Source organism: Kitasatospora sp. NPDC015120 (genome assembly GCF_043080305.1).
In the GTDB taxonomy this organism is placed as follows: Bacteria; Actinomycetota; Actinomycetes; order Streptomycetales; family Streptomycetaceae; genus Kitasatospora.
Window position 1 is genome coordinate 156260 of sequence record NZ_JBIBVJ010000008.1, and the last position, 22421, is coordinate 178680.

Annotated in this window: 22 protein-coding genes; 16 read left to right on the forward strand and 6 right to left on the reverse strand. The window is 77.1% G+C overall.

Annotated elements, in window-relative coordinates; translation table 11 throughout:
- Positions 1-139: 139 nt before the first annotated feature.
- Positions 140-727: a lytic polysaccharide monooxygenase gene (locus ACF1AK_RS20660; RefSeq protein ID WP_391500251.1), complete on the reverse strand. Its 588-nt coding sequence runs from the start codon at positions 725-727 to the stop codon at positions 140-142.
- Positions 728-1199: 472 nt separating this feature from the next.
- On the opposite strand from ACF1AK_RS20660, the gene ACF1AK_RS20665 reads away from it, so the two are divergent.
- The gene (locus ACF1AK_RS20665) at positions 1200-2432 is read left to right on the forward strand and encodes a Cmx/CmrA family chloramphenicol efflux MFS transporter (protein WP_391500252.1); all 1233 of its coding nucleotides are present in this window, start codon (positions 1200-1202) and stop codon (positions 2430-2432) included.
- A gap of 10 nt (positions 2433-2442) precedes the next feature.
- On the opposite strand, the gene ACF1AK_RS20670 is transcribed toward ACF1AK_RS20665, so the two are convergent.
- Both ACF1AK_RS20670 and ACF1AK_RS20675 read right to left on the reverse strand, forming a co-directional pair.
- Complete coding sequence (locus ACF1AK_RS20670) at positions 2443-3273, reverse strand: hypothetical protein (RefSeq protein ID WP_391500253.1); 831 nt, start codon at positions 3271-3273, stop codon at positions 2443-2445.
- A gap of 128 nt (positions 3274-3401) precedes the next feature.
- The gene (locus ACF1AK_RS20675) at positions 3402-3584 is read right to left on the reverse strand and encodes a hypothetical protein (protein ID WP_391500254.1); all 183 of its coding nucleotides are present in this window, start codon (positions 3582-3584) and stop codon (positions 3402-3404) included.
- 408 nt (positions 3585-3992) lie between these two features.
- Here ACF1AK_RS20675 and ACF1AK_RS20680 point away from each other — a divergent pair, with 408 nt between their 5' ends.
- The 4 genes from ACF1AK_RS20680 (at position 3993) to ACF1AK_RS20695 (ending at position 9641) form a co-directional block, all read left to right on the forward strand.
- A complete protein-coding gene (locus tag ACF1AK_RS20680; RefSeq protein WP_391500255.1) occupies positions 3993-5378 on the forward strand; it encodes a cellulose binding domain-containing protein in 1386 nt (461 codons plus the stop codon).
- Between the two features lie 487 nt (positions 5379-5865).
- Complete coding sequence (locus ACF1AK_RS20685; protein ID WP_391500256.1) at positions 5866-6321, forward strand: hypothetical protein; 456 nt, start codon at positions 5866-5868, stop codon at positions 6319-6321.
- A gap of 95 nt (positions 6322-6416) precedes the next feature.
- Complete coding sequence (locus tag ACF1AK_RS20690) at positions 6417-9368, forward strand: AAA family ATPase (RefSeq protein ID WP_391500257.1); 2952 nt, start codon at positions 6417-6419, stop codon at positions 9366-9368.
- A gap of 96 nt (positions 9369-9464) precedes the next feature.
- Positions 9465-9641: a hypothetical protein gene (locus ACF1AK_RS20695; protein WP_391500258.1), complete on the forward strand. Its 177-nt coding sequence runs from the start codon at positions 9465-9467 to the stop codon at positions 9639-9641.
- A 121-nt stretch (positions 9642-9762) separates the two neighbouring features.
- On the opposite strand, the gene ACF1AK_RS20700 is transcribed toward ACF1AK_RS20695, so the two are convergent.
- Entirely contained in the window at positions 9763-10215 is a 453-nt protein-coding gene (locus ACF1AK_RS20700; RefSeq protein WP_391500259.1) for a hypothetical protein, read from the reverse strand.
- 310 nt (positions 10216-10525) lie between these two features.
- Here ACF1AK_RS20700 and ACF1AK_RS20705 point away from each other — a divergent pair, with 310 nt between their 5' ends.
- Together ACF1AK_RS20705 and ACF1AK_RS20710 are read left to right on the forward strand one after the other, a co-directional pair.
- On the forward strand, positions 10526-11569 hold the full coding sequence (locus ACF1AK_RS20705; protein ID WP_391500260.1) for an LLM class flavin-dependent oxidoreductase: 1044 nt from the start codon (positions 10526-10528) through the stop codon (positions 11567-11569).
- Positions 11566-12678 carry an LLM class flavin-dependent oxidoreductase gene (locus tag ACF1AK_RS20710; RefSeq protein WP_391500261.1) on the forward strand — a complete coding sequence of 371 codons (1113 nt, stop codon included), beginning with the start codon at positions 11566-11568 and terminating at the stop codon, positions 12676-12678. Before ACF1AK_RS20705 ends, ACF1AK_RS20710 begins: the two co-directional genes overlap by 4 nt.
- 108 nt (positions 12679-12786) lie before the next feature.
- Here ACF1AK_RS20710 and ACF1AK_RS20715 read toward each other — a convergent pair whose 3' ends face one another.
- The gene (locus ACF1AK_RS20715; protein ID WP_391500262.1) at positions 12787-13326 is read right to left on the reverse strand and encodes an ArsR/SmtB family transcription factor; all 540 of its coding nucleotides are present in this window, start codon (positions 13324-13326) and stop codon (positions 12787-12789) included.
- A 90-nt stretch (positions 13327-13416) separates the two neighbouring features.
- Between ACF1AK_RS20715 and ACF1AK_RS20720 the strand changes: the two genes are divergently transcribed.
- The 4 genes from ACF1AK_RS20720 to ACF1AK_RS20735 all read left to right on the forward strand — a co-directional run bounded on the left by ACF1AK_RS20720 (position 13417) and on the right by ACF1AK_RS20735 (position 16450).
- Entirely contained in the window at positions 13417-14418 is a 1002-nt protein-coding gene (locus tag ACF1AK_RS20720) for a S41 family peptidase (protein ID WP_391500263.1), read from the forward strand.
- Between the two features lie 136 nt (positions 14419-14554).
- Positions 14555-15217, forward strand: a complete 663-nt coding sequence (locus ACF1AK_RS20725) for a hypothetical protein (protein ID WP_391500264.1) — start codon at positions 14555-14557, stop codon at positions 15215-15217.
- A 166-nt stretch (positions 15218-15383) separates the two neighbouring features.
- Positions 15384-15989, forward strand: coding sequence for a DUF2867 domain-containing protein (locus tag ACF1AK_RS20730; protein WP_391500265.1), 606 nt, complete (start codon positions 15384-15386; stop codon positions 15987-15989).
- A 5-nt stretch (positions 15990-15994) separates the two neighbouring features.
- Entirely contained in the window at positions 15995-16450 is a 456-nt protein-coding gene (locus ACF1AK_RS20735; protein ID WP_391500266.1) for an NTP pyrophosphohydrolase, read from the forward strand.
- Between the two features lie 34 nt (positions 16451-16484).
- Here ACF1AK_RS20735 and ACF1AK_RS20740 read toward each other — a convergent pair whose 3' ends face one another.
- The gene (locus tag ACF1AK_RS20740; RefSeq protein ID WP_391500267.1) at positions 16485-17366 is read right to left on the reverse strand and encodes a hypothetical protein; all 882 of its coding nucleotides are present in this window, start codon (positions 17364-17366) and stop codon (positions 16485-16487) included.
- 331 nt (positions 17367-17697) lie between these two features.
- On the opposite strand from ACF1AK_RS20740, the gene ACF1AK_RS20745 reads away from it, so the two are divergent.
- From ACF1AK_RS20745 to ACF1AK_RS20765, 5 genes are all read left to right on the forward strand, one after another.
- Positions 17698-19386, forward strand: a complete 1689-nt coding sequence (locus ACF1AK_RS20745) for an ATP-binding protein (protein WP_391500268.1) — start codon at positions 17698-17700, stop codon at positions 19384-19386.
- Positions 19383-19790, forward strand: a complete 408-nt coding sequence (locus tag ACF1AK_RS20750) for a roadblock/LC7 domain-containing protein (RefSeq protein ID WP_391500269.1) — start codon at positions 19383-19385, stop codon at positions 19788-19790. Before ACF1AK_RS20745 ends, ACF1AK_RS20750 begins: the two co-directional genes overlap by 4 nt.
- Positions 19787-20146: a DUF742 domain-containing protein gene (locus ACF1AK_RS20755; RefSeq protein WP_391500270.1), complete on the forward strand. Its 360-nt coding sequence runs from the start codon at positions 19787-19789 to the stop codon at positions 20144-20146. Before ACF1AK_RS20750 ends, ACF1AK_RS20755 begins: the two co-directional genes overlap by 4 nt.
- Positions 20127-20747, forward strand: coding sequence for an ATP/GTP-binding protein (locus ACF1AK_RS20760; protein ID WP_391500271.1), 621 nt, complete (start codon positions 20127-20129; stop codon positions 20745-20747). The genes ACF1AK_RS20755 and ACF1AK_RS20760 overlap by 20 nt, the downstream gene beginning before the upstream one ends.
- A gap of 77 nt (positions 20748-20824) precedes the next feature.
- Entirely contained in the window at positions 20825-22366 is a 1542-nt protein-coding gene (locus ACF1AK_RS20765; RefSeq protein ID WP_391500272.1) for a cytochrome P450, read from the forward strand.
- Positions 22367-22421: the final 55 nt, after the last annotated feature.

The window sequence follows — 22421 nt, forward strand, 5'->3', positions numbered from 1 at the left end:
GGTGGGTCTGGGCGCCCCCGCCGGGCGGCGGGCCCCCCGCCCCCCGGGGGGGCCGGGGGGGGGCGCGGGGCCGGGCGGGGGGGGGGGCCCCCCGGGGGGGGGGGGGGGGGGCCCGACGGTCGTACGGGGTGCGCGCGGATCAGAAGAGCACGTCGGTGCAGGAGTAGAACGCGTTCGCGGTGTCCGCGACGTCCCAGACCGCGACGACCACGTGGTGCCCGGTGCGACCGGTGGGGAGGGTCGCGGTGTGGGTGGTCGTGGCGGCGGGCTGGCGGCCGTTGTAGGGCACCGTCAGGAACGGCGTCAGGTCCAGGCTGGCCCGGGTGATCTTCTGGGTCGGGTCGTAGCCCTGCTTGGTCAGGAAGTAGCGGAAGTTGGTGGTCGAGTGCCGGGCCTCGATCTCCCAGGTGAAGGTCTGCTGGCCGCCGGCCGTCACCTTGGTGGTCGGCCAGGCCCCGTTGCGCGGGTTGTCCAGCGGCGCCCAGCGGGCGTCGGCGCCCGCGCAGATGGTGCCGTCGGCGGGACCGCGGCTCGGGAAGCCCTTCGGGCCCTCGACGCTCTGCGGCTCCCACTGGATGTCGCCGCAGTTCTTGACGACACCCGCGCCGCACAGGGCCGAACGGCTCGGCGGGAGGTTGATGAACCCATGCGAGTTGGCCGGGACGGCCATCGCGAGGGGGACGGCGACCGCGGCCAGGGCCGCGCCGACGATGTGGCGTTTGCGCATGATGCTCCTCCGTGGGGGGATGGAGAGTGCGCCCGGCGCAGGAGCGGCGCGCGTGGGGGCGCGCCAACCGCGTGATCTTGGCATGCCTGCGCCAGGTGAATGCCCATACCGTAGGGAGCGTCACGCCCATCGTCAATGGTCTGGACCAGTTTGACGTTCGGTCGGCCGGCCGTCACCGCACCGGAGCGACGACCGGCCGTCCCTCCGCAGGAGGTCACCCGGGGGCGGGTGAAACCGGCGTGCGACCCCGGGGGCCGGTCCGGTAGCGTGCCGTCCATGTCGAGTCCCGAGTCGGACGAGGTGGGGGCTTCCGGTCACGCGCCGTCAGCCCCCTGAACCCCCGACGCAAGCCCGAGCCCGCAGCCCCGCCGCGCCGCCCTCCGTGCCGCGCGGCCGGATCCGTGCGCTCCTGGGTGCTGACCGCGGTGCCGAGTCGCCCTTCCCGCGCCTCTCCTCACCTCGGAGCCACTCGATGCCCCTTCCGCTGTACCTGCTCGCCCTGGCGGTCTTCGCCATGGGCACCTCGGAGTTCATGCTCGCCGGCCTCCTGCCCGCCCTCTCCTCGGAGCTCGGCGTCACGGTCGGCGCCGCCGGCACGCTCAGCTCGGCCTACGCGATCGGCATGGTCGTCGGCGCACCGCTGACGGCGGTGCTTTCCCGCTCCCTGCCCGGGCGCCGGGCCCTGCTCGGGTCCCTGCTCCTCTTCACGGCGGCGCACGCCGCGGGGGCCGCCGCGCCGGACCTCCCGGTCCTCCTCGCGACCCGGGTGGTCGCGGCCCTCGCCAACGCGGGGTTCCTCGCCGTCGCGCTGACGACCGCCGCCGCACTGGTGCCCGCCGACCGGAAGGGGCGCGCGCTCGCCGTCCTGCTGTCGGGCACCACCGTGGCGACGGTCGCCGGTGTCCCCGCCGGCGCGGCGCTGGGCGCGGCGCTCGGCTGGCGGGCCGTCTTCCTCGCCGTCGCCGCGCTCTGCCTGCCCGCCGCGCTCGGCATCCTGACCGGGGTCCCGGCCGGCCGCACGGCGCAGGGGGCCACCGAACGGCTGTCCGTGCGGGCCGAGTTCGCCCGGCTGTGCCGCCCCCGGCCGGTGGCGGTCATGCTGCTCGCCGCCCTGGTCAACGCGGCCACCTTCGCCGGCTTCACCTACCTCGCGCCCGTGGTGACCGGCGCCGCCGGGCTGACCGGGTCATGGGTGCCGGTCGCCCTGGTGCTGTTCGGCGCCGGTTCGTTCACCGGCGTCACCGTGGCGGGGCGGCTGTCCGACCGGCGCCCCGGCCCGGTCCTCGCGGCCGGCGGCGCACTCCTGCTGGTCGGGTGGCCCGCCCTGGCCGTGCTGGCCCACCGGCCGGCCGCGCTGCTCGCCCTGGTCTTCGCCCTGGGCGCGCTGTCGTTCGCGGTGGGCAGCACGCTGATCGCCCGCCTCCTCTACGAGGCCGCCGCGGCCCCGACGCTGGCCGGCGCCGGCGCGACCGCCGCGCTCAACGTCGGCGCCGCGGCCGGCCCGCTCGGTGGCGCGGCCGCGCTGGGCACGGCGGCCGGGGACCTCGGGCCGTTCTGGCTCAGCGGCCTGCTGATCCTCTCCGCGCTGCTGTTCGCCGCGCCCCTGCACCCGGTGCTCCGGGGCGGGACGGGCGCTCGGGCCGGCGGGGGCGCTCGGGGCGGCGGGCGGGGCCGGGGCGAGCGCCGCACCGGGGCGCCCGGGTGAGCGAGTACGGTCAGTGGCGGATGGCCGGGGTGGACTCGCCGTAGACGCGCAGCAGTTGATGGGCGTGCAGCCAGCGCAGCTCCGCACCGCAGGCGCGCAGCGCCATGCCGAGGGCGTGGCGCATCGCGCCGTCGACCGCCGTGCGGGCGGTGGCGGCCCGGGCGGCCTCGGGCGTGTCGCTGTCGGCGAGGTCGGCGAGCCGGCGGGACGGGTTCCAGCCGAGGTCCGCCGCCCGGTCGCGCTCGTCCGCGCCGCCGGTCGGGGCGCAGCGGGCGAGGGTGATGCCGGTGGCGCCGAGGTGGGGGGCGATCGGCAGGCCCGCGAGGGCGGCGCTGCGGCGCACGGTGGCCACGAGGCCCGCCGGGAGGCCGAGTTCGGCCGGGGTGGGTCCGAGCGGCCGGGGGACCAGGACGCCGGGCGGCACCCGCAGGCCGCCGCCGGCCGTGGCGGGGCCCTCCACCCTCAGCTCCCGGCCGCTGCGGTCCCGGCCGGTCTCCAGCCCGAGGGCCGGCAGGAACTCGGCGAGCGCGTTGATCATGGCCGTCTCGACCAGTTCCCTGGCCGGCCCGGCTCCCTGTCCCGGTTCCGCCATGGCGGCGGCGTCGGCCAGGCGCGGGGAGGGGAGCCAGTCGAGGGCGGCGACGCCCGCGCACCGGTCGCGGTCGTCCGCGGGCCGCGCGGGGCGGATGCGCACGCCGGGGCCCTGGTCACCGAAGGCGACCGGCAGGCCGGCGAGCAGCACCGCGTCGGTGAGGCGGTCGGCGAGGGCGGGATCGACCCGGCCGGCGGACGGGCCGGCGCCGTCCGGGGCGGGGGGCTGCCGGTGGGACGGGAAGCTCAACGGTGCGGGCCCTTCTGGAGACCGCCCGTGCAGGGCGGCGGGGGACGGTGGGGGGCGGAGGGGTCGGCCGGGGTCCGACGGGCGGGCCGGCCGGCTCGGGTGCCGTACGGCCGCGGCGGCGTCCGGTGCTACCCGGGCTCCGGTGCCCTGCGGCCCCAGTTCGCCTCGACACGGGCCCGCTCCGCCTCGACGAGCGGCCGGATCACGTCGTCGACGGTCCGGTGGGACACCTCGGCGAAGCCGGTGAGCCAGTCGGCGAGGTCGGCGGGCAGGCGGACGACCAGGCGACGGGGCGGGGGGACTTCGGGCATCGAGCCTCCGGCGGGACCCGTGGGTTGACGTGCGAAAGCCGCGCCGGGGCGGCCGCGTGGGGCCGTCCGGCGCACTGTCGAACTCTCGTTCCCGGACCGTCACGCCGTCAAACGCCGCCGCCCGCCGGCACGGTGGGCACCCGCCGGGTGCCGGCGCGGGCGGGCCCGGCACCCGGCGGGTGCCCACCGCCCCGCACAGGGCCGCGAGCAGGCACTATCAGCCACTCCCGGCGGCGGACGCCCGCGTTCCGGCCGATCACCCCGCTCCGGGGTTGACCGGCCAAATTGGTCCATGCCACTTTCTGATCGCGCGGCCCGCCACCTCCTCCCCCACTGCCGTCCCCGAGGTGGACCGGGCTCCCCTCCGCCGGTGCCGCGCCACGTCCCCCGCTCCAGGAGAGGAACCCCATGACCGTCCGAACCAGCCGCCGGCGCCCGCGCCTGCGCGCGGCGTTCGCCGCCGCCGTCGCCGCCGGGCTCGGCGCCGCGGTGCTCGGCGCCCTGCCGGCGGCCGCCGCGGGCGAGCCGCTCGCCGTGCAGTACCGCAACGGCGGCAGCGGCAGCTCGCAGGCCTCGCCGTGGCTCAAGGTCGTCAACACCGGCTCGGCGCCGGTCGCCCTGGACCAGGTCAAGCTGCGTTACTACTTCAGGTCCGACGCCCCTCTGGCCGCGTACCGCTTCGCCTGCGACTGGGCCGTGCGGGGCTGCGCCAACGTCACCGGCACCATCGGCACCATCACCGAGTCCGGCGCCGCCGCCGACCGCTACCTGGAGATCGGCTTCACCGCGGGCGCCGGCACGCTGGCCCCCGGGGCCGACAGCGGCGACCTCCAGCTGCGCGTGCACCGCACCGACTGGCAGTCGATGAACCAGGGCGACGACTACTCCTTCGGTGCCGCGCAGAGCGGCTACGCGACCTGGACCAAGGTCACCGCCAGTCTCGCCGGCGTCCAGGTCTGGGGCACCGCCCCCACCCGGCCGACCGTCCCGGGCGGCGAGGTGATGTTCGACGACCTCGACTACACCGGCCACGACGACCCCTCGCTCGCCGCCCACGGCTGGAACGCCCGCTCGGGCGGGGGCGGGCCGGGCGTCGCCGGGGCCACCTGGGAGGCCGGGAACGTCACCTTCGCCAAGGAGGGCGGCAACTCGGTGATGACCCTGCGGACCTCGACCGCCGGGACCCCGCAGTCCACCCGGCACAGCGAGTTCCACAGCCAGGCCATGAAGTTCCGCAACGGCACCTACGCCGCCCGGGTCCGCTTCTCCGACGCCCCGGTGAGCGGCCCCGACGGCGACCACCTGGTGCAGAGCTTCTTCGCCATCAACGACCTCAAGGCCCCGAACGCCGACGACTACTCCGAGTACGACTTCGAGTACCTCCCCAACGGCGGCTGGGGCGAGACCTCGAACATCTTCTTCACCACCTCGTGGGAGACGTACGGCCCGGACGGCTCCGTCAACCAGTACACGACCTCCCGCAGCTCCTTCGCCGGCTGGCACGACCTGGTCCTGACCATCGACGACAGCGCCATCGTCTACTACGTCGACGGGGTCGAGTTCTCCCGCCACGACGCCCGCTACCTCCCGGAGCGGCCGATGGTGATCGCCTTCAACCAGTGGCTCACCGACCTCGCGGGGCAGACCGGCACCGAGGAGCGCAGCTACGAGGAGCAGGTGGACTACGTGCTGCACGTCAAGGACCGGGTGCTGACGCCCGCCCAGGTCGGTGCCGCCGTGACCGCCTACCGGGCCGCCGGGACGTCCTTCACCGACACCGTCCCCGCGTCCTGACCCGGGCCGTCCCCGCCCGGCCTGCCGTGCCCGGCCGCCCGTCCCGCGGCCGGACACGGCAGGCGTGCGTCCGGCGCACCGGGGCGCGCGGTGCTTCGTGCACCACGGCCGGACGGGGGGCGGTGCGGCGGACGGGCGGCTGCACGGGCCGCCCGGCCCCCGGCCCGGAGCGCGAGGTCCGGGCGAACCCGCAGGTGAGCGGGGGCGGTCCGGGCGATCGCCGCGGCAAACCGGCGCACCGGAGCCCGACGGTCCCCACCCGCACCACAGGGCGCCGCCGTCCCACCCTTGGCCCCGGCCCCGGGGACCCGCACGATCTCAGGTGTCCGGCGGCCCACCGCCCGGTGCGGTGCGCAGCAATGGGTAGTGGCCCCCATTGATCCCCGTACCGTTCCGGAGGTCCGCTGGACACCGCCCGCGGCCGCGCTCCCCCGCCCCGCCCCCCACCCACCCCCACCCGTCGAGTGAGCAAGGCCAGGTGAACGGCATGCACGACCCCCACGAACCGGTGCACCGGGTGTCCCGGCGGTCCGCGATGTACCTGCGGTGCCGCCCGTACGACCCGCAGGAGGCCGACGACGTACGCTCCGCCATGGAGCACCTGGCCCACCGCCTCGCGCTGCCCCGCCCCGACGTCTACGCCGACCACGGCCTGAGCACCCGCGGCCCGCTGCCGGCACTGGCCAGTCTGCTCACGGCCGCCGAGCGCGGATGGGTGGACGTGGTGCTGGTGCCCGGCCCGTTCGTGTTCTCGCTCGACGACCGCGCGGCGGCGAACACCGTGCGCCGCCTCGCCCGGGCCGGTTGCCAGGTCGTCGAGGCCCCGGGCCGGGTGGTCCGCCCGGCCGCGCCGCGGGAGACGCCCGGGCGCCCCTTCCGCACCGCTCCCGCCGCCCCGGCGCCGCGCGCCGACGGCGGCCCGGTGGCGTCCGGGGCACTCTGAGCGGGTGCGCCCTGCCCCGGTCGACGGGGGCGGGGCCGGCACGGGCATCATGGGGGCATGTCCGCTCACACGCCCTGCGCCCCCGGCCCGGCCCGATGCCGATGAAGCGGCCGCCGGCGCCGGACGCGCCCGAGGGGCGCGGCTTCGTGGGGCGGGTGCGGGAACTCGCCCGGCTGACCGAGGGGCTGACCCGGCCGCCGGCCGTGCTGCTCGTCGAGGGCGGGGCCGGTGCCGGGAAGTCGCGGCTGGTCGCCGAGGCGGTGCGGGCCCTGGAGGGGACCGGACGCGCGGTGCTCCTCGGCCGCTGCCACCCGCTGCGCGAACCGGAGCCGTTCGGCGCCGTGGTGGACGCCCTGCGGGACGCCGCCGCGCTGCTGCCCCCGCCCGGTGAACTGCCGCCCGGCACCGGGGCGCTGCGCGGGCTGCTGCCGGACCTCGCCGAGCGGCTGCCCGCCGCGCCGCCGGACGGCGGGGAGCTGGTGTCCGCCCGGCGGTCGGCCGCCCGGGGGCTGCGGGCGCTGCTGGCCGCGCTCGACGATCCGGTGCTGGTGGTCGAGGACGTGCAGTGGGCGGACGACGCCACGCTCGACCTGCTGCTGCGGCTGACCCGTGATCTGCCGCCGCGGCTCTCCCTGGTGGTCACCTACCGCCCCGAGGACCTCTCGCCCGGCGCCCCGTCGCCCGCGGCCGCCTACCGCGGCGCGCCCGGCGCGCCGGGGACCGGCGCGGAGGTGGTGCGCCTGGAGCCGCTGGACGCGGCGGAGGTCGCGGAGCTGGCCCGGGCCGCGCTCGGCCCGGCGGGCGGCGCCGAGCTCGCCCGGATGCTGCACGCGCGCACGGCGGGCCTGCCGTCGGCCGTCGAGGAGGAGCTGCGGGCCCTGGCGGAGCGTCCGTCGCCCCGGCGGGCGGCGGACCTGGCGGCCCGGCTGGCGCAGGCCGAGGTCCCGCGCGCCCTGGCGGACGCCGTGACCGGGCGGCTCGCCGGGCTCGGCCCGCAGGGCGCGGCCGTGGTCGCCGCGGCGGCCGTGCTCGGGGTGCCCGCCGATCAGGACCTGCTCACCGCGGTCGCCGGGCTGGACGCCGGGGACGGTGCGCAGGGCCTGGCCGAGGCGCTGCACCGGGCCGTCCTGCACGAGACCTCGCCCGACCGCTACGCCTTCCGTCATCCGGCGGTCCGGCAGGTCGCCCACCGGCGGATCGCCGGGCCCGCGCGGCGGGTCCTGCACCGGCGGGCGGTCGCCGCGCTGGAGAAGCGCGAGCCGCGCCCGCTCGCCCGGATCGCCGAGCACACCCTCGCCATGGGCGACCGCGCGGCCTGGCAGGACCTCGCCCAGGCCGCCGCCGACCAGGCCGTCGCGCTCGGCGACCCGGGCGGCGCACGCCGGATGCTGCGCAGCCTGCTGGACGAGCCCGACCTCGACCCGCGCCGGCGCGGCCGGGCCGCCCTGGCGCTGGCCCGGCTCGCGGCCGACGACGTCGACCCGGCGGCCAGCGTGCAGGTGCTGAGCGGCATGGTCGCCGATCCCCGGCTGCCGGTCGCCGACCGCGGCGAGATCCGGCTCGCGCTCGGCTTCCTGACCGCGGTGCACAGCGGCAACCGGGCCGGCTTCGACCGGATCCGGGAGTCCCTGGAGGAGCTGGAGGAGCGCCCGGTGCGGGCGGCCCGGGCCATGGTGGCGATCGCCATGGACGAGCGCGACGGCGCGGGCCGGCACGCCTGGGGGTGGCTCGACCGGGCGGAGCGGCTGCTGGCGGAGCATCCGGACGAGGACGTGGCCGCCGCGGTGCGGGCCACCTCGCTGACCTTCCAGGCCCGGGCCGGCGATCCGGCGGTCTGGGGCCGGCTGGACGAGCTGCCGCGCGCCTCCGAGCGTCCCGAGGTGATGCGCCAGACGACCCGGGCGCTGTACAACACCGGCGAGATCGCCATCGAGCTGGGCTACGACACCCGGGCCGCGCACCTGCTGACGGAGAGCCGGCGGCTGGCCCGGCTGACGGCCATCCCCTACCTGGAGTGCTACAGCCGGCTGGCGCTGATCCGGCTGGACATGCTGGCCGGGCGCTGGGACGGCGTGGAGCAGCGGTTCGCCGCGCTGGGTGCGGAGTTCGACGACCTGGCGATGGCCGGGGCCGAGCGCGCGCTGCTGTTCGGGCGGCTGGCGGCGGGGCGGGGCCGGCTGGCGGTGGCCCGGGAGGAGTTCACGGTCGCCGCGCGCTACGGGCAGCGGGAGTCGCAGGTGACGGTCGCGCTGCGGGCGGCTGCCGGGCTCGGGGGCCTGCAGCTGCTGGAGGGCGACACCGCCGGGGCCGCCGCGACGGCCGGCCCGGCGCTGGCGACCGCGCGGCAGGCCGACGCCTGGGCGCGCACCGCCGAGCTGGTGCCGGTCGCGGTGGAGGCGCTGCTGGCGACGGGCGCGCGGGCAGAGGCCGGCGCCGTCGTCGAGGAGGCCGCCGGGGCGCTCGCCGAGCGGGGCGCGCCCGCCGTGTCGGCAGCGCTGGACCTGAGCCGGGGGCTGCTGTCGGCGGCCGACGGCGGGCCGGGGGCGGTGGAGGCGTTCACCCTGGCCCGGGACCGCTGGCAGGACATCGGGCGCCCCTACGAGGCGGCGCGGGCCGACGAGCGGATCGCCGCCGCGCTGGCCTGCGTCGACCGGGCCCGGGCGGCGGAGCGGATGGCGGCCGCCGAGCGGGTCTACCTCGGCCTGGGGGCGACCACCGACACCGCCCGGTGCCGCAAGCTGCGCCGGGACCTCGATCTCGGCGGGATCGGCTCGCCGGGGCGGCGGGGCTACGGCAAGCAGCTGTCGCCGCGCGAGCGCCAGGTGGCGGAACTGCTCGCCCAGGGCGCCGCCAACCAGGACATCGCCCAGGCGCTGTTCCTCTCGCCGCGCACGGTGGAGCACCATGTGGCGAACGTGCTGCACAAGCTGGGCACCGGCCGGGCCGGGACGGCGCAGGCGCTCGCCCGGGCCGAGGCCGCCGCCGCGGACGCCTCGGAGGGCGGGCCGGCGCCGGGCCCCTCATCGTTCCCGGGGAGCGATAGGTAGTCACCCGCATTGATCCGGCCGGGCCGGACGGGTTCCCTGGTGGTCACCGGCGAGCGAGCGGGGCAGCCGCTCCCCGACCAGGAGGGATCCCAGGAGATGAGTGCACGTCACCACGCGCCGAGCGCGACCGCCGTCGAGGCGTCGGACGGAACGGCCCCGGCGGGGGCCACGGTCCGGATCTCCCCGTCCCCCCGCCGGGCGGGCAACCATCCGCTCGCCCTGGTCCGGCTGGCGCGGCTGAGCCGTTCCGGCGCCGCGCACTGGGCGCACTGAGCCCGCCGGTCCCCGGCCCGCCGCGTGCGGGCGGCAGGCCGGGGACCGGCTGATCAGGAAGGACCAGGCCCTGTCCGGGCGACCGGGCAGGGCCTTCGCCGTGTGTCCGGACCGGTCGCTGTCAGCAGCCGGCCGGCACGGTGAGGGTGGCGGTGGCGGGCGGCCAGCCCCACTCGGTGGTCTCCAGCGACCCCGTGACGTTCGCGCCGCACGGCGCGGTGACGGTGAGCGTGCCCACCGCGGTACCGCTGTGGTCGACGAGGACGGCGGGCGTGATGGTGCCGAGCGCGAGGCCGCCGGCCACCGAGGCGGTCAGCCGGTAGGGGACCGTCCGGGCCGTCCAGCCGAGGCTGCCGGGCGTGGTCCGGCCGTAGAAGGTGACCTGGTCGCCGCTGACGGTGGCGCAGATCTCGTTGACCACCACGCCTCGGTACCCGGTGACGCACAGGCCGCCGGGGCCGGCCGGGCCCTGGGAGGCTTCGGCGGCGGGGGCGGTGCCCTGGGCAGCTGCACCGGTGGCACCGGCGACGGTCAGGACGGCGCTGGTGGCGAGGATGGCGAGGAGCCGGTTCATCGGGTGATTCCCGTTCATGGGTAGGGACGGCGAGGTGAAGCCATGTGACATTTCACGCTTCACACCCCACATGTTGGCATTGATTCGGGCGGAACTCCTAATTCCACCCTGCCTTTTGAAGCTTCCAGTCGATTTCGGCCTTTCAATGACCGATTCCCATCGGCGGCACCACCTTCATGTCCGTCCGGTTTCCGCCCGTGAAGACTTCGTTGCGGCCGTTGCCCCCGCGCCGGGGCGCCCCGCAGGATGAACCGGCCCGGCCGCGCGGGCGAACGCGCGGCGGACGGGCGGCCGACAGGAGGCGATCGTCGTGTCCGCACAGCAGCTCCACCTCGCCGTACTCCCGCCCGGGGCGAACGGCCCGGCCGGCCCCGTCGGGCCCGTCGGGCTCGACGGGCTCACCCGGCTCGCCCGGACCGCCGAGCAGGGCGGGTTCGACTTCCTCCTCCTGCCCGAGACCGCGCCGCCCGGACCCGAGGCGCTCACCGCCCTCGGCGCCCTGGCCGCCGTCACCACCCGGCTCGGCCTGGCCGCCGCCGTCGACCCGGCCCTCCACCAGCCCTACGACCTGGCCCGGCGGCTGGCCTCGCTCGACCACCTCAGCTGCGGGCGCGCGGCCTGGAGCGTGACGGCCGGCTCCGACGGCGCCACCGCCGCCGGGCTGCGGCACGGCCGGCTCCCGGCGGACGCCGACCGGCACGCCCACGCCACCGAGTTCCTGCACGCCGCCCGGGTGCTGTGGGACAGCTGGGCCGAGGACGACCTGCCCGCCGACCCGGCCGACGGCCGCTTCGTACGGCCCGGCGCGGGCACCTTCGCCCACCGGGGAGCGCACTTCGACCTCGCCGGCCGGTTCACCACCCCGCGCCCGCCGCAGGGCCACCCCGTCGTCGTCCGGACCGTCGCCTCCCCGCGGGACCTCGCCGCCGCGGCCGCCGACGCCGAGGTGGTGGTCGTCCCGTACAGCGGGCTCGCCGGGGCCCGCGCGCTGCGCGAGGACCTCGCCGAGCGGCTCGCCGCCCACGGCCGCTCCCCCGGTGAGCTCCGGGTCCTCACCGCCGTCAACTGGCTGCTCGGTGACACCCCCTCGGCGGCGCGGGAGACCACCGCCGACGTCGCCGGAACCCCGCGCCAGGTCGCCGACGCACTCACCGCGCACGTCCGGGGCGGGGGTTCGGACGGATTCCTGCTCACCCCGCACCCGGCCGCCGGCCCGCTGGACGAGTTCGTCGACCGGGTGGTGCCGCTGCTCCGGGCCGGGGGCGCGCACCGCACCGAGTACACCGGCGCCACCCTCCGCGACCACCTCGGGCTCGCCAAGGCCCACCGACCGAGCCGGGAGAACGCCGCATGACCAGCCCCGCCGACGCCGCTCGCGCCCTGCCCCCGCTGCACCTCGCCGTCGCCCTGGACGGGGCCGGCTGGCACCCGGCCGCCTGGCGCGCCGAGGGCGCCCGCCCCGGCGAGCTGTTCACCGCCGGCTACTGGGCCGGCCTGGTGGCCGAGGCCGAGCACGGGCTGCTCGACCTGGTCACCTTCGAGGACGCCCTCGCCGTCCAGTCCGACAGCCTGCGCGGGCCCGACGACCGCACCGACCGGGTGCGCGGGCGGCTCGACGCCGTCCTGATCGCGAGCCGGGTCGCGCCGCTGACCAGCCGGATCGGTCTGGTCCCCACCACCAACGTCACCCACACCGAGCCGTTCCACCTGGCCGCCGCCCTCGCCACCCTCGACCACGCGGGGCACGGCCGGGCCGGCTGGCGGCCGCAGATCTCCGCCCGCGCCGACGACGCCGCCCACTTCGGCCGCCGCGCCGCGGCGACCCTCACGGAGGGCGACCTCGCCTCCCCCGACACCATCTCGGCCCGCCTCGCCCCGCTCTTCGACGACGCGGCCGGGGTGCTGGAGACCGTGCGGGGGCTGTGGAACGGCCACGGGAGCACCCCGCCGGTCGCCGTCCTCGCCCACGCCCGCATCCCGTACGAGCTGGCGGCCAGGGGCGGCGACGTCGTGTTCGTCACCCCGCACTCCGCCGAGGACGCGGCCGCGATCCTCGCCGAGGTCGCCACCGCCGCCACCGCCGTCGCCCGGCCCGCCGGCCGCCCCCTCAAGGTCTTCGCCGACCTGCTGGTCCTCCTCGACGACCGTCCCGGCGAGGCCGCCCGCCACAAGGCCCGGCTCGACGAGCTCGCCGGCGACCCGCTCGCCTCGGACGCCGCGATCTTCACCGGCACACCCGCCGAACTCGCCGACCTCCTGCTCGCCTGGCGGACCGTGGAGACGGCCGGCCTGCGTATCGACGGGTTCCGCCTGCGCCCCGCCCGCCTGCCCCACGACCTCCTGGCGGTCACCCGCGCCCTCGTTCCCGGACTCCAGCGCCGCGGTGCCTTCCGCACCGCCTACCGGGCCACCGGTCTGCGCGGCCACCTCGGTCTGCCGGACGCCGTCGGCGCCCTGGTCTGAGGCCCGGCGGAGCCTGCCCGCGCGGCGCCCGGCCTGCCGCAGCATCCCGGCCGGGTACGTCCGACGGTCCCGGGCCGGCCGGCCCGTCGCGTCCGCCCGCCGGGGCCGTCAGCCGTGCCCGGCGGGCTGTTCGCGCCGTCCGGCCTGGCCGCGCTCTTCGTAGAGGGCCACCAGCACGCCGTGCACCGGTTCGCCGGCCGGGGCCTCGACGGCCTCGTCCACCAGGGCCTGGAGGGCGGCGCCGAGGCGGCCGGCCTGGTCGGCCGTCAGCCGCAGGTGCCGCAGCACCAGCAGGGGTTCCTGCGGGGCCCTGACGCACTCCTCGGCCACCGCCGCGAGCAGGGCGGTGGCCGGTCCGCCGTCCGGGCCGGTCGCGGTGATCCGCCGGGCGGTGCGCCGGTAGACGTGCTCGCTGCCGCCCCGCACCTTCCGGGTCTCCACCAGGCGGACCAGGCCGGCGTCCTGCAGCACCTTGAGGTGGTGCGCCACGGTGCCCTTGGGGCTGTCCAGCCGCGCGGCCAGCCCTCCGACCGTGGCGGGCCCGCCGCCGAGGGCGAGCAGCAGGCGCTGGCGCAGCGGGTGGGAGAGCGCCTTGTACTGCTGCGGGGTATCGATGGTGAGCGCGTCGTCCTGGGTCCGGTCCTCCATGGGTAAAGCGTCCAATTTTCTTGACGCTTTCGCAAGCCGCGTGCTCCACTGACCCCACCTGATTCGATCATCACCAGCAGGGGGCAGCGCATGACGCGGCTTCAGTCGGCCGAGATCACCGAGATCGTCACCGAGGTGAGCCGGCTCACCGGCGACCTCTACGTCTTCCCCGAGGTCGCCGGGCGGATCGCCGCGGTGCTCGACGAGGCGCTGTCCCGGGGCCGCTACCACGGGGCCGAGGACGCCGAGGCGCTCGGCCGGCTGGTCACCGAGGACCTCCGGTCGGTCAACGGCGACGGCCATCTGCGGCTGAAGTTCCATCCGCGGCCGATCCCGGTGGAGCAGGAGGACGGCGCCCTGCTCGCCGAGCTGACGCGTTCCGCCGACCTCTCGCTCGGCGGCGTCCCGCGGATCGAGCGCCTGGCGGGCGGGGTCGCGCTGCTGGAGCTGGCGCCGGTCCTCTTCCCGCTGGAGATGACCGGCGAGTCCCTGGACGCCGCCCTGACCGTGGTCGCGCGGGCCGAGGCGCTGATCCTGGACCTGCGCGAGTGCGTCGGCGGCCACCCGTACACAACCGCCCACATCTGCGGCCACCTGTTCGACGAGCCGACCCACCTCACCACCCTCCACGACCGCGAGGGCGGCACCGCGCAGCAGTTCTGGAGCCCCGCGCAGGTGCCCGGCCCGCGGTTCGGCGGCAGCAAGCCGCTCTACGTGCTGATCGGCCGGGCGACCTTCTCGGGCGGCGAGGAGCTCGCGTACGACCTCCAGCAGCACGGCCGCGCCGTGGTGGTCGGCGAGGCGTCCGGCGGCGGCGCCAACCCGCGCCGGGGCTTCACCGTCCACCCGCACCTGGAGGTCACCATCCCCACCGCACGCGCGGTCAACCCGGTGTCGGGCGGCAACTGGGAGGGCACCGGGGTGATCCCGGACACCGTGACGGATCCGGCGGCGGCCCTGGAGACGGCCCACCGCGCGGCGCTGGCGGAGGTGGCGCGGCTCGGCGGCGACTCCGCGTCGGCCGAGGAGGCCCGGCGGGTGCTGCGGACGCCGGGGCAGGAGGGTCCGGCGGCGTCCGGGGAGCGGCTCTGACGGCCGGCCCCGCCTCCGTTCCGCCCCGGTCCAGCGCCGGGGCCGGGGCCGGGCTTGCACGGTTGTCGCTGACGGGCCGTAGATTCGGCGCGACCGAGCACCAGCCGCGCGACTCCCGGACAGGACGACCAGCCCGATGAACCCCGCGACCCCGATCCCCCCGAGCGACGCGCACGGCGTCGCGCTCACCGAGCGCGCCATCGCCGCCGTCGCCGCCGACCCGCATCGGCCGATCCTGGCCCACGGCCCGTGGGCCGGACCGTGGCTCACCGGCGAGCCGGAGCCGCTGCCCGCCGGCCAGCCGGCCGGGGCGGTCTTCCCGAGCGGGCGTCCGCTGCCGCCGAGCCTGCGCCGCTGGCTGGCCTTCGACGCCGGCCTGCTGCGCCGGTTCGGCTGGCTCGACGGCGACGGCCGCTTCACGCCCCGGTCGCTCGGTGAACTGGCGCGCGACGAGTTCGGCGAGCCCTGGGGCTCCTGCTTCGACACCGTGTCGGACCGCTTCGACGAGTGCTTCCTGCTCCCGGGCGGCTCGGACTCCCGCCGGGTGCTGGCGACCGGGGCGGGCGACGAGCACGGCGAGTACCCGGTGTTCGCGCTGGACATCGACGACATCCCCTGCATCGAGCTGATGTACCCGGGGCTGGACGTCTACCTGGCGGACACCTCCGGGGTCATCACCGTCGAGCTGGACGGCTACTCCTGCCTGGTCCGGGACCAGGTGTACGCCCGGCGGATGCTCACGCACGCGCAGCGGGTGTTCGGCGGCGGGCTCGCCGAGGAGTGCCTGCCGGACCTCTGAGGCGTTCCCGGGGCGCGCGCCACGAGGGCCGGGCGGACGGAGCGGTGCTCCGGTTCACCCGGCCCCGTGTGTACGCCACCGGATATGACGCCTACTCTGCTCATATACGCTGGCGTACAGAAGGGGCCCGCAGGCGGTGCCCCGCGCAGGAAAGGCGGTACCGGCCGTGCGACTTCCGCTCACTGCCCACACCCGTCGGCCGTGGCGCCTCCACGAGTTCGCGCCCGACTTCCGGACCGAGGACGTCTGGGCCTTCCGCACCCCCGGCGCCGGGCCGGGCGAGCTCGACGTGATGCTCGCCGCCATGCGCGCGGCCGGCGGCTTCGCCCGGCAGTCGGCGGCCAACCGGTTCCTGTTCGCGGTGCGCCGGAAGCTCGGCGCCGTGCTGGGCTGGGACCGGCCGGAAGCGGGCCTGGGCAGCCGGGTCCGCTCGCTGCGCGACCGGCTGCCGCGCGACCTGGCCGCCACTGTCGACCCGGCCGAGCCGGACGGCCTGCCCCTCACCCCGGTCTACCGGCTCCAGGACGAGTACGTGCGCGAGCTGGCGAACGGAACCGTGCACACCCTGATGCACCTCGGCTGGGCACCGGCCCGCGACGGCGGGTACGAACTGCGGATGGCCGTCCTGGTCAAGCCCAACGGCCGGTTCGGGCGCTGCTACCTGAGGCTCATCGCCCCGTTCCGGTACCTCGTCGTTTACCCGGCGCTGACCCGCCAGTGGGAACAGGCCTGGCGGGACCGCCGGCTCCTGCTCGCCGGCGGCGCCTCGTGACGGGCGTGCCCGCCACCGGCGGGAGCGAGGCCGCAGGGGGCGTACCGCTGCTGGTGGTGGACGGGGCCAACGTCGTGGGCTCGGTGCCCGACGGCTGGTGGCGCGACCGGCGGGGCGCGGCGGAGCGGCTGCGCGACGCGCTCGCGCCGGTCGCCGGGCACGGACTGGACGCGGTGACCGGCGAGGACCGGCCCGGGTCGCCGTCGTGGGCGCGGAGCGGGCCGCTGGAGGTCGTGCTCGTCGTCGAGGGCGCGGCCCGGGGCGTCACGGCGCGGCCGGAGGTCCGGGTCGAGGCCGCTGCCGGCAGCGGCGACGATCTGATCGTCGCCCTGGTCGCGCGGGCCCTGGCCGCCCGGCCGGGACGCGACTGCCTGGTCGTCACGGCCGACCGCGGGCTACGGGCCCGGGTCACCGCCCTCGGCGCCGCGGTGACCGGACCGCGCGCCGTCCGCCCCGGCTGAGCGCCGCTCCCCGGTGACCTGCCGCCCCGGCCGCTCACGGCCCCGGTGGCAGCAGGCCGTACAGCTCGGCCACCGCCCCCGGCCGGAACGGGCCACCGGGATCGGCCGCGTCCCGCCCGGAGGCCACCGAGGTGGGCAGCATCACCACCGCGACGATCACCGCCGCGACCGCGAAGGTGCCGAACCCGGCGAGGCTCAGCGGCAGTTCCATCCAGGTGCTGAGCCAGCTGACCAGCCAGAGCTTCAGCGGATTGCCCACCGTGGCGACCGCCAGCCCGGCCGCCGCCCTCGGCCGCACGCCGAATCCCGGCAGCGACAGCCGGGAGAACTTGAGGCCGAGCACGGCCCCCAGCGCGACCAGGGTGAGCAGCTGCCGCCAGCCCGGGCCGTCCGCCTGCGCGGCGCCGTCGAGCAGGGCGACCACCAGGGCGAGGCCGGCGACGGCGAGCAGGTGCCGCGCGACGCCGCGCAGCGCGGCGCCGTCCCCGTCGCGGTCGGCCAGCACGGACCAGAGGTGGCGCACCGTCATGCCGACGAACACGACCACCACGGCGGCGACCACCGTCGCGCCCGGTCCCGCCGGACGGGCGGCGAGCCCGAGTGCGCCGGCCAGCCGCACCGCCAGCCAGAGCGCGGCCGGCTCCGCCGCGAGCAGCAGCGGGAACAGCAGGAGCGTCCCGAGGCAGAACGCGCAGGAGCGGTCCGTCGGCGAGCGGCGCACCAGCGCGCCCCCGGCGGCGTGCACGGCCACCAGGAGGGCCGCGGCGCCCAGCACCACGGCGCACCGGGCCGCCGGCCCGTCCCCCAGGTCGAAGCCCGCCACCACGGCCGCGGCCACGGCGAGGCCCGCGGCAGTGGCCACCAGGTCGAGCAGGAGGGCGGCCGGACCGGCCGCCCTCCGGGATCCGTTCGACATCCGTCCCCCCGGAGTCGGGCGTGTTGGTCCATGGTTCCCCGGCCGCCGGCCCGCGACCCGTCCGGCGGACCGTCATTCCGGCTGACCGAAGCCCCTGCGGGGCGCCGGGCACCAGGGTGCGCCGGGGCGCACAACGGCTTGCCGTAGCACGGAACGGCGCGTGCTCGTGGCACTTTCACCGGGAGTCCGCTCGCATTGGCGAACTGGGCGTGGGCGCCCGTGCGCTGCGGGCGGCGCACGGTAAACCTGAGGCCGACACCGGCCCGGTCGCGGCCCCCTGGCCGACCGCCCGCCACCGTCCCCCACTCTCCGACCGTTCTGAGGATGCTGAATGCTTGGTGCTGGTTCGTCACCCGGACGCCGGCGCTCCGCCCCCGTGCTCGTCTGGCTCCTGCCCACCCTCGCGACGGCCGCCGTCGCCGCCGTCACGGTGGCCGCGGCCTCCCCCGACGCCCGGACCGGGGTCGCCCTGTGCGCGGTGGTGGGCACCCTGGCGGTGGTCCTGGTCGCCGCCGAGGCCGCCCGCCGGGGCCGGGCGGCGGAGGAGTTGCGTGCCCGGGCGGTCCAGCGCGAGGGCGAGTTGATCCGCCGGCTGACCCGGCAGGAGACCGAGTACATCCGGCTGGCCAAGTCCGTGCTTCCCGCCGCGATGACCAGGCTCTCGATGGGCGAGGGCCTGGAGAACGTCGTCCGCGCGTACACCCTCCAGGACGTCACGGTCGGCGCCGAGTTCCGGGCGGCGCAGCAGACCCTGCTGCGCGCCGTGCTGGAGACCGTCGAGAACGAGGAGGCGATGCGCGAGTCCGCCCAGCGCTCCTTCGTCAGCATCGCCCGCCGCGTCCAGGCGATCGTCCACCGGCAGGCCGCCGAACTGCGCAGCATGGAGCACGCGCACGGCAACGACCCCGCCGTCTTCGACGACCTGCTGCTGCTCGACCACGGCAACGCCCTGATCGGCCGCCTCGCCGACAGCATCGCGGTGCTCGGCGGTGCCCGGCCGGGCCGCCAGTGGAACAAGGCGGTGCCGCTGTACAGCGTGCTGCGCGGCGGCATGTCGCGCATCCTCGACTACGAGCGGATCGAGCTGCACCCGGTCTCGGACGTGGCCGTTGTCGGCCCGGCCGTGGAGCCGCTGATCCACGCGGTGGCCGAACTCCTGGACAACGCCACCCGCTACTCGCCGCCGCACACCCTGGTGCACCTGACGGCGGTCGAGGTGCAGAGCGGCATCGCGATCGAGATCGAGGACGGCGGTCTCAGCCTCAGCGAGGAGGGCCGGTCCCGCGCGGAGCGGATGCTGGCGGAGGCCCAGGCCGGCATCGACCTCAACGGGCTCGGCGAGACGCCGCGGCTCGGGCTCGCGGTGGTCGGCCGGCTCTGCCAGGCCTACGGCTTTCAGGTCTCGCTGCGCCCCTCGGCCTACGGCGGGGTGCGGGCGGTGCTGGTCTTCCCGCAGGAGCTGATCACCACGGCCCCCGCGACCGGGCGCGCCCACGGCATCGGCGTCACCGGCTCGTCCGGTCCCGAGCTGGTGGACGACCGCCGGTCGCACACCTCCCCGCCACCGCGCCGCCCGTTCTTCGGACCGCCGCCCAGCCCGCCCGGCGGCGCGCGGAACGGGTCGCCGGGCGGCGGGTCGCGGGGCGGCGGTGGCGGCGACGAGATCCCGCTGGTGACCGAGCGGACCGCCAACGGGCTGCCCCGGCGCCGGCGGCACGCCGCACCGGCCGTCCGGTTCGGGGCGGGCCAGCCGGCCCGCCCGGCCACCGCCCGGCCCGCCGCCGGGAAGGACGCCCCGCTCACCCCCGCCCGCGGCGCCTCCGCCCATGGCGGGCCGGCCGCGGGAAGCGGCGCCGGTGTGCCCGGGACGCCCGCGGAGGCGGGGCAGGACGCGGTCCAGCCGGGCCTGTGGCTGGCCGCCTTCACCGAGGGCATCAACGGCACCGGCCCGGCCGCCAACGGCAACGGCAACGGCAACGGCAACGGAGACTCGACGGGGACGCGGAGGGACGAGCGATGACTCAGCCACGGACCAACCTGGACTGGCTGCTCAAGCAGCTCGCGGACGAGGTGCCACTCGTGCGCAACGTCGTCGTGCTCTCCGCCGACGGCCTGCGGATCGCCCAGTACGGCACCGCGACCGACACCGCCGACCGCCTCGCCGCCGCCTGCGCCGGGCTGCAGAGCCTCGCCGCCGCCGTGGGCCACGAGTTCCCGCACGGCGACGGCCGGATGCGGCTGGTGGTGATCGAGATGGGCGGCGGGTTCTTCTACCTCATGGCGGCCGGCCCCCGCGCCTACCTCGCGGTGCTCGCCGACGAGGGCGTGGACGCCGGGCTGATGGGCCACCGGATGCGCGACCTGGTCGCCCGGATCGGCGAGCACCTCAGCACGCCTCCGCGAAGGGGCGAGCCCGTCGCATGAGCACCACCGGCCGGGACTGGGGCGACGAGGCCCCGGAACGCTTCTACGTGATCACGCGCGGCCAGAGCCAGCCGGCCGGACGGGCCGCGCTGGACCTGGTCACGCTGATCGTCTCCCGTGCGGAGCCCTCCCCCTCGATGCCGCCGGAACACGCGGCGATCCTGCGCCTGTGCGGATCACCGCTCTCGGTGGCCGAGATCTCCGCCTATCTGCGGCTGCCCGTCAGCGCGGTCTCCCTGCTGCTGGCGGACCTGCTGGCCGGCGAGCGGGTCGAGGCCCGCGCCTCCGTCCCGGCCGCGCTTCTCCCCGACCGTGCCCTGTTGGAGGCGGTGATGCATGGACTTCAACGGCTCTGACACCGTCCTCGGCCCGGCGGAAGAGGATCTGCTCCCGGACTCGGCCACCGCGGCCGTCAAGGTGGTGATCGTCGGCGGCTTCGGCGTCGGCAAGACGACCCTGGTCGGCTCGGTGAGCGAGATCCGCCCGCTGACCACCGAGGAGACGATGACCCAGGCCGGGGCGGAGGTCGACGACCTGGCCGGGATCGAGCGGAAGTCCGAGACGACCGTCGCGATGGACTTCGGCCGGATCAGCATCAGCGACGAGCTCGTGCTCTACCTGTTCGGCACGCCGGGGCAGGAGCGGTTCTGGTTCCTCTGGAACGGCCTGTTCGAAGGCGCGCTGGGCGCGGTCGTCCTGGTCGACACCCGCCGGCTGGAGATCAGCTTCGACGTGATCGGACGGCTGGAGGACCGCGGCGTGCCGTTCGTCGTCGCCGTCAACGCCTTCCCCGGCTCGCCGGACTGCCCGCACGAGGAACTGCGGCTCGCACTGGACCTGCCGCCCGACGTCCCGGTCGTGGCCTGCGACGCCCGGGTCCGCGAGTCCGGGCGGGACGTGCTGCTCGCGCTCATGCACTACCTCTACGACCTCGCGGGGCCGCCGCCGACGCCCTGACCCGCCCGCCGCGCCAAACCCGACCGCACCGTCCCCGATCCGCCGTCCCCCGCCCGCCGACGACCTCCGGAGCCACCGTGACCTCCCCGTTCCGCGACGACCCCGCCCTCCCCCCGCCGTCCGGCTGCCCCGCCCACCGGGCCGGCGACCAGGGCGGCCGGGAGCAGGCCCTGCTCGACGCGCTCGACGACCTCGGCCCCGACGAGCCCGGCCTCGACGAGCTGCCCGTCACGGAGCTGCGCCGGCTGCACGGGCCCGCGGCCGAGGCCGACCCGGCGGGCCTGTACGAGCAGCTGCGCGCCGAGTACGGCGAGGTCGCGCCCGTCCTGCTGCACGGCGACCTCCCGGCCTGGCTGGTGCTCGGCCACTCCGCGAACCTCACCGTGATGCGCACGCCCTCGCGCTTCTCCCGGGACTCGCGCCGCTGGACGGCGTTCCGGGAGGGGCGGGTCGCGGCCGACTCCCCGCTGATGCCGGTGATCGGCTGGCAGCCGCTCTGCGTCTTCGCGGACGGCGCCGAGCACCGACGGCTGCGCGGCGCCGTCACCGACGGCCTGAACGGTACCGACCGGCGCGGGGTGCGCCGCTTCGTCACCCGCTACACCGCCGAACTGGTCGAGGAGTTCGGGTCGACCGGCCGGGCCGAGCTGGTGAGCCGGTTCGCCGAGCACCTGCCGATGCTGGTGATGACCCAGCTGGTCGGCATGCCCGAGGAGTACGGTCCCCGGCTGGTCGAGGCGGCGCGCGACCTCATGAAGGGCACCGAGACGGCCATCGCCAGCAACGAGCACGTGGTGGCCTCGCTGCGGCGCACCGTCGAGCGCAAGCGCAGCGACCCCGGCCCCGACCTGTGCACCCGGCTGATGCAGCACGAGGCCGGGCTCAGCGACGAGGAGGTGCTGGAGCACCTGCGGGTCGTCCTGCTGGCGGCGAACGAGACCACCGTCAACCTGATCGCCGACACGCTGAAGATGATCCTCACCGACGAGCGCTTCCGCGCGCACCTGTCGGGCGGTCACATGACCGTGCCGGACGCGCTGGACCAGGTGCTGTGGGACGCCCCGCCGATGTCGCTGGTGGCCGGGCGGTGGGCGACCGGCGACACCGTGCTCGGCGGCCGCCGGATCCGGGCGGGCGACATGCTGCTGCTGGGCCTCGCCGCCGGGAACGTCGACCCGGTCGTCCGGCCCGACCTGGCGAAGCCGCTGCACGGCAACCGCTCCCACCTGTCGTTCGGCAGCGGCCCGCACGAGTGCCCGGGCCAGGACATCGGGCGGGCCATCGCGGAGACCGGGATCGACTGCCTGCTCACCCTGCTGCCGGACCTCCGGCTCGCCGTCCCGGAGTCCGAGCTGACCTGGACCTCGGCCTGGCTGTCGCGCCACCTGGTCGAACTGCCGGTGGAGTTCACGCCGCGTCAGCAGCTGCCGGAGGCGGTGGCGGCGGCCGCGACGGAGGCCGCCGCCGCGCGGTCGGCCGCTCCGCCACCGGTGGAGCAGCCGGAGCGGCCGGAGCGGGTCGAGCGGGCGGGGCCGGCGGAACCGGTGCTGGAGGCGGGGCCGCTGCCACCGCCGCGGCGCGGCTGGTGGGACACGCTGACCGGGTGGCTGCGGCGCTGACCGCCGTGACGGGGCGGCCCCGGATAGAGTCGCCCCGATCCCGGCCCACCCCGGC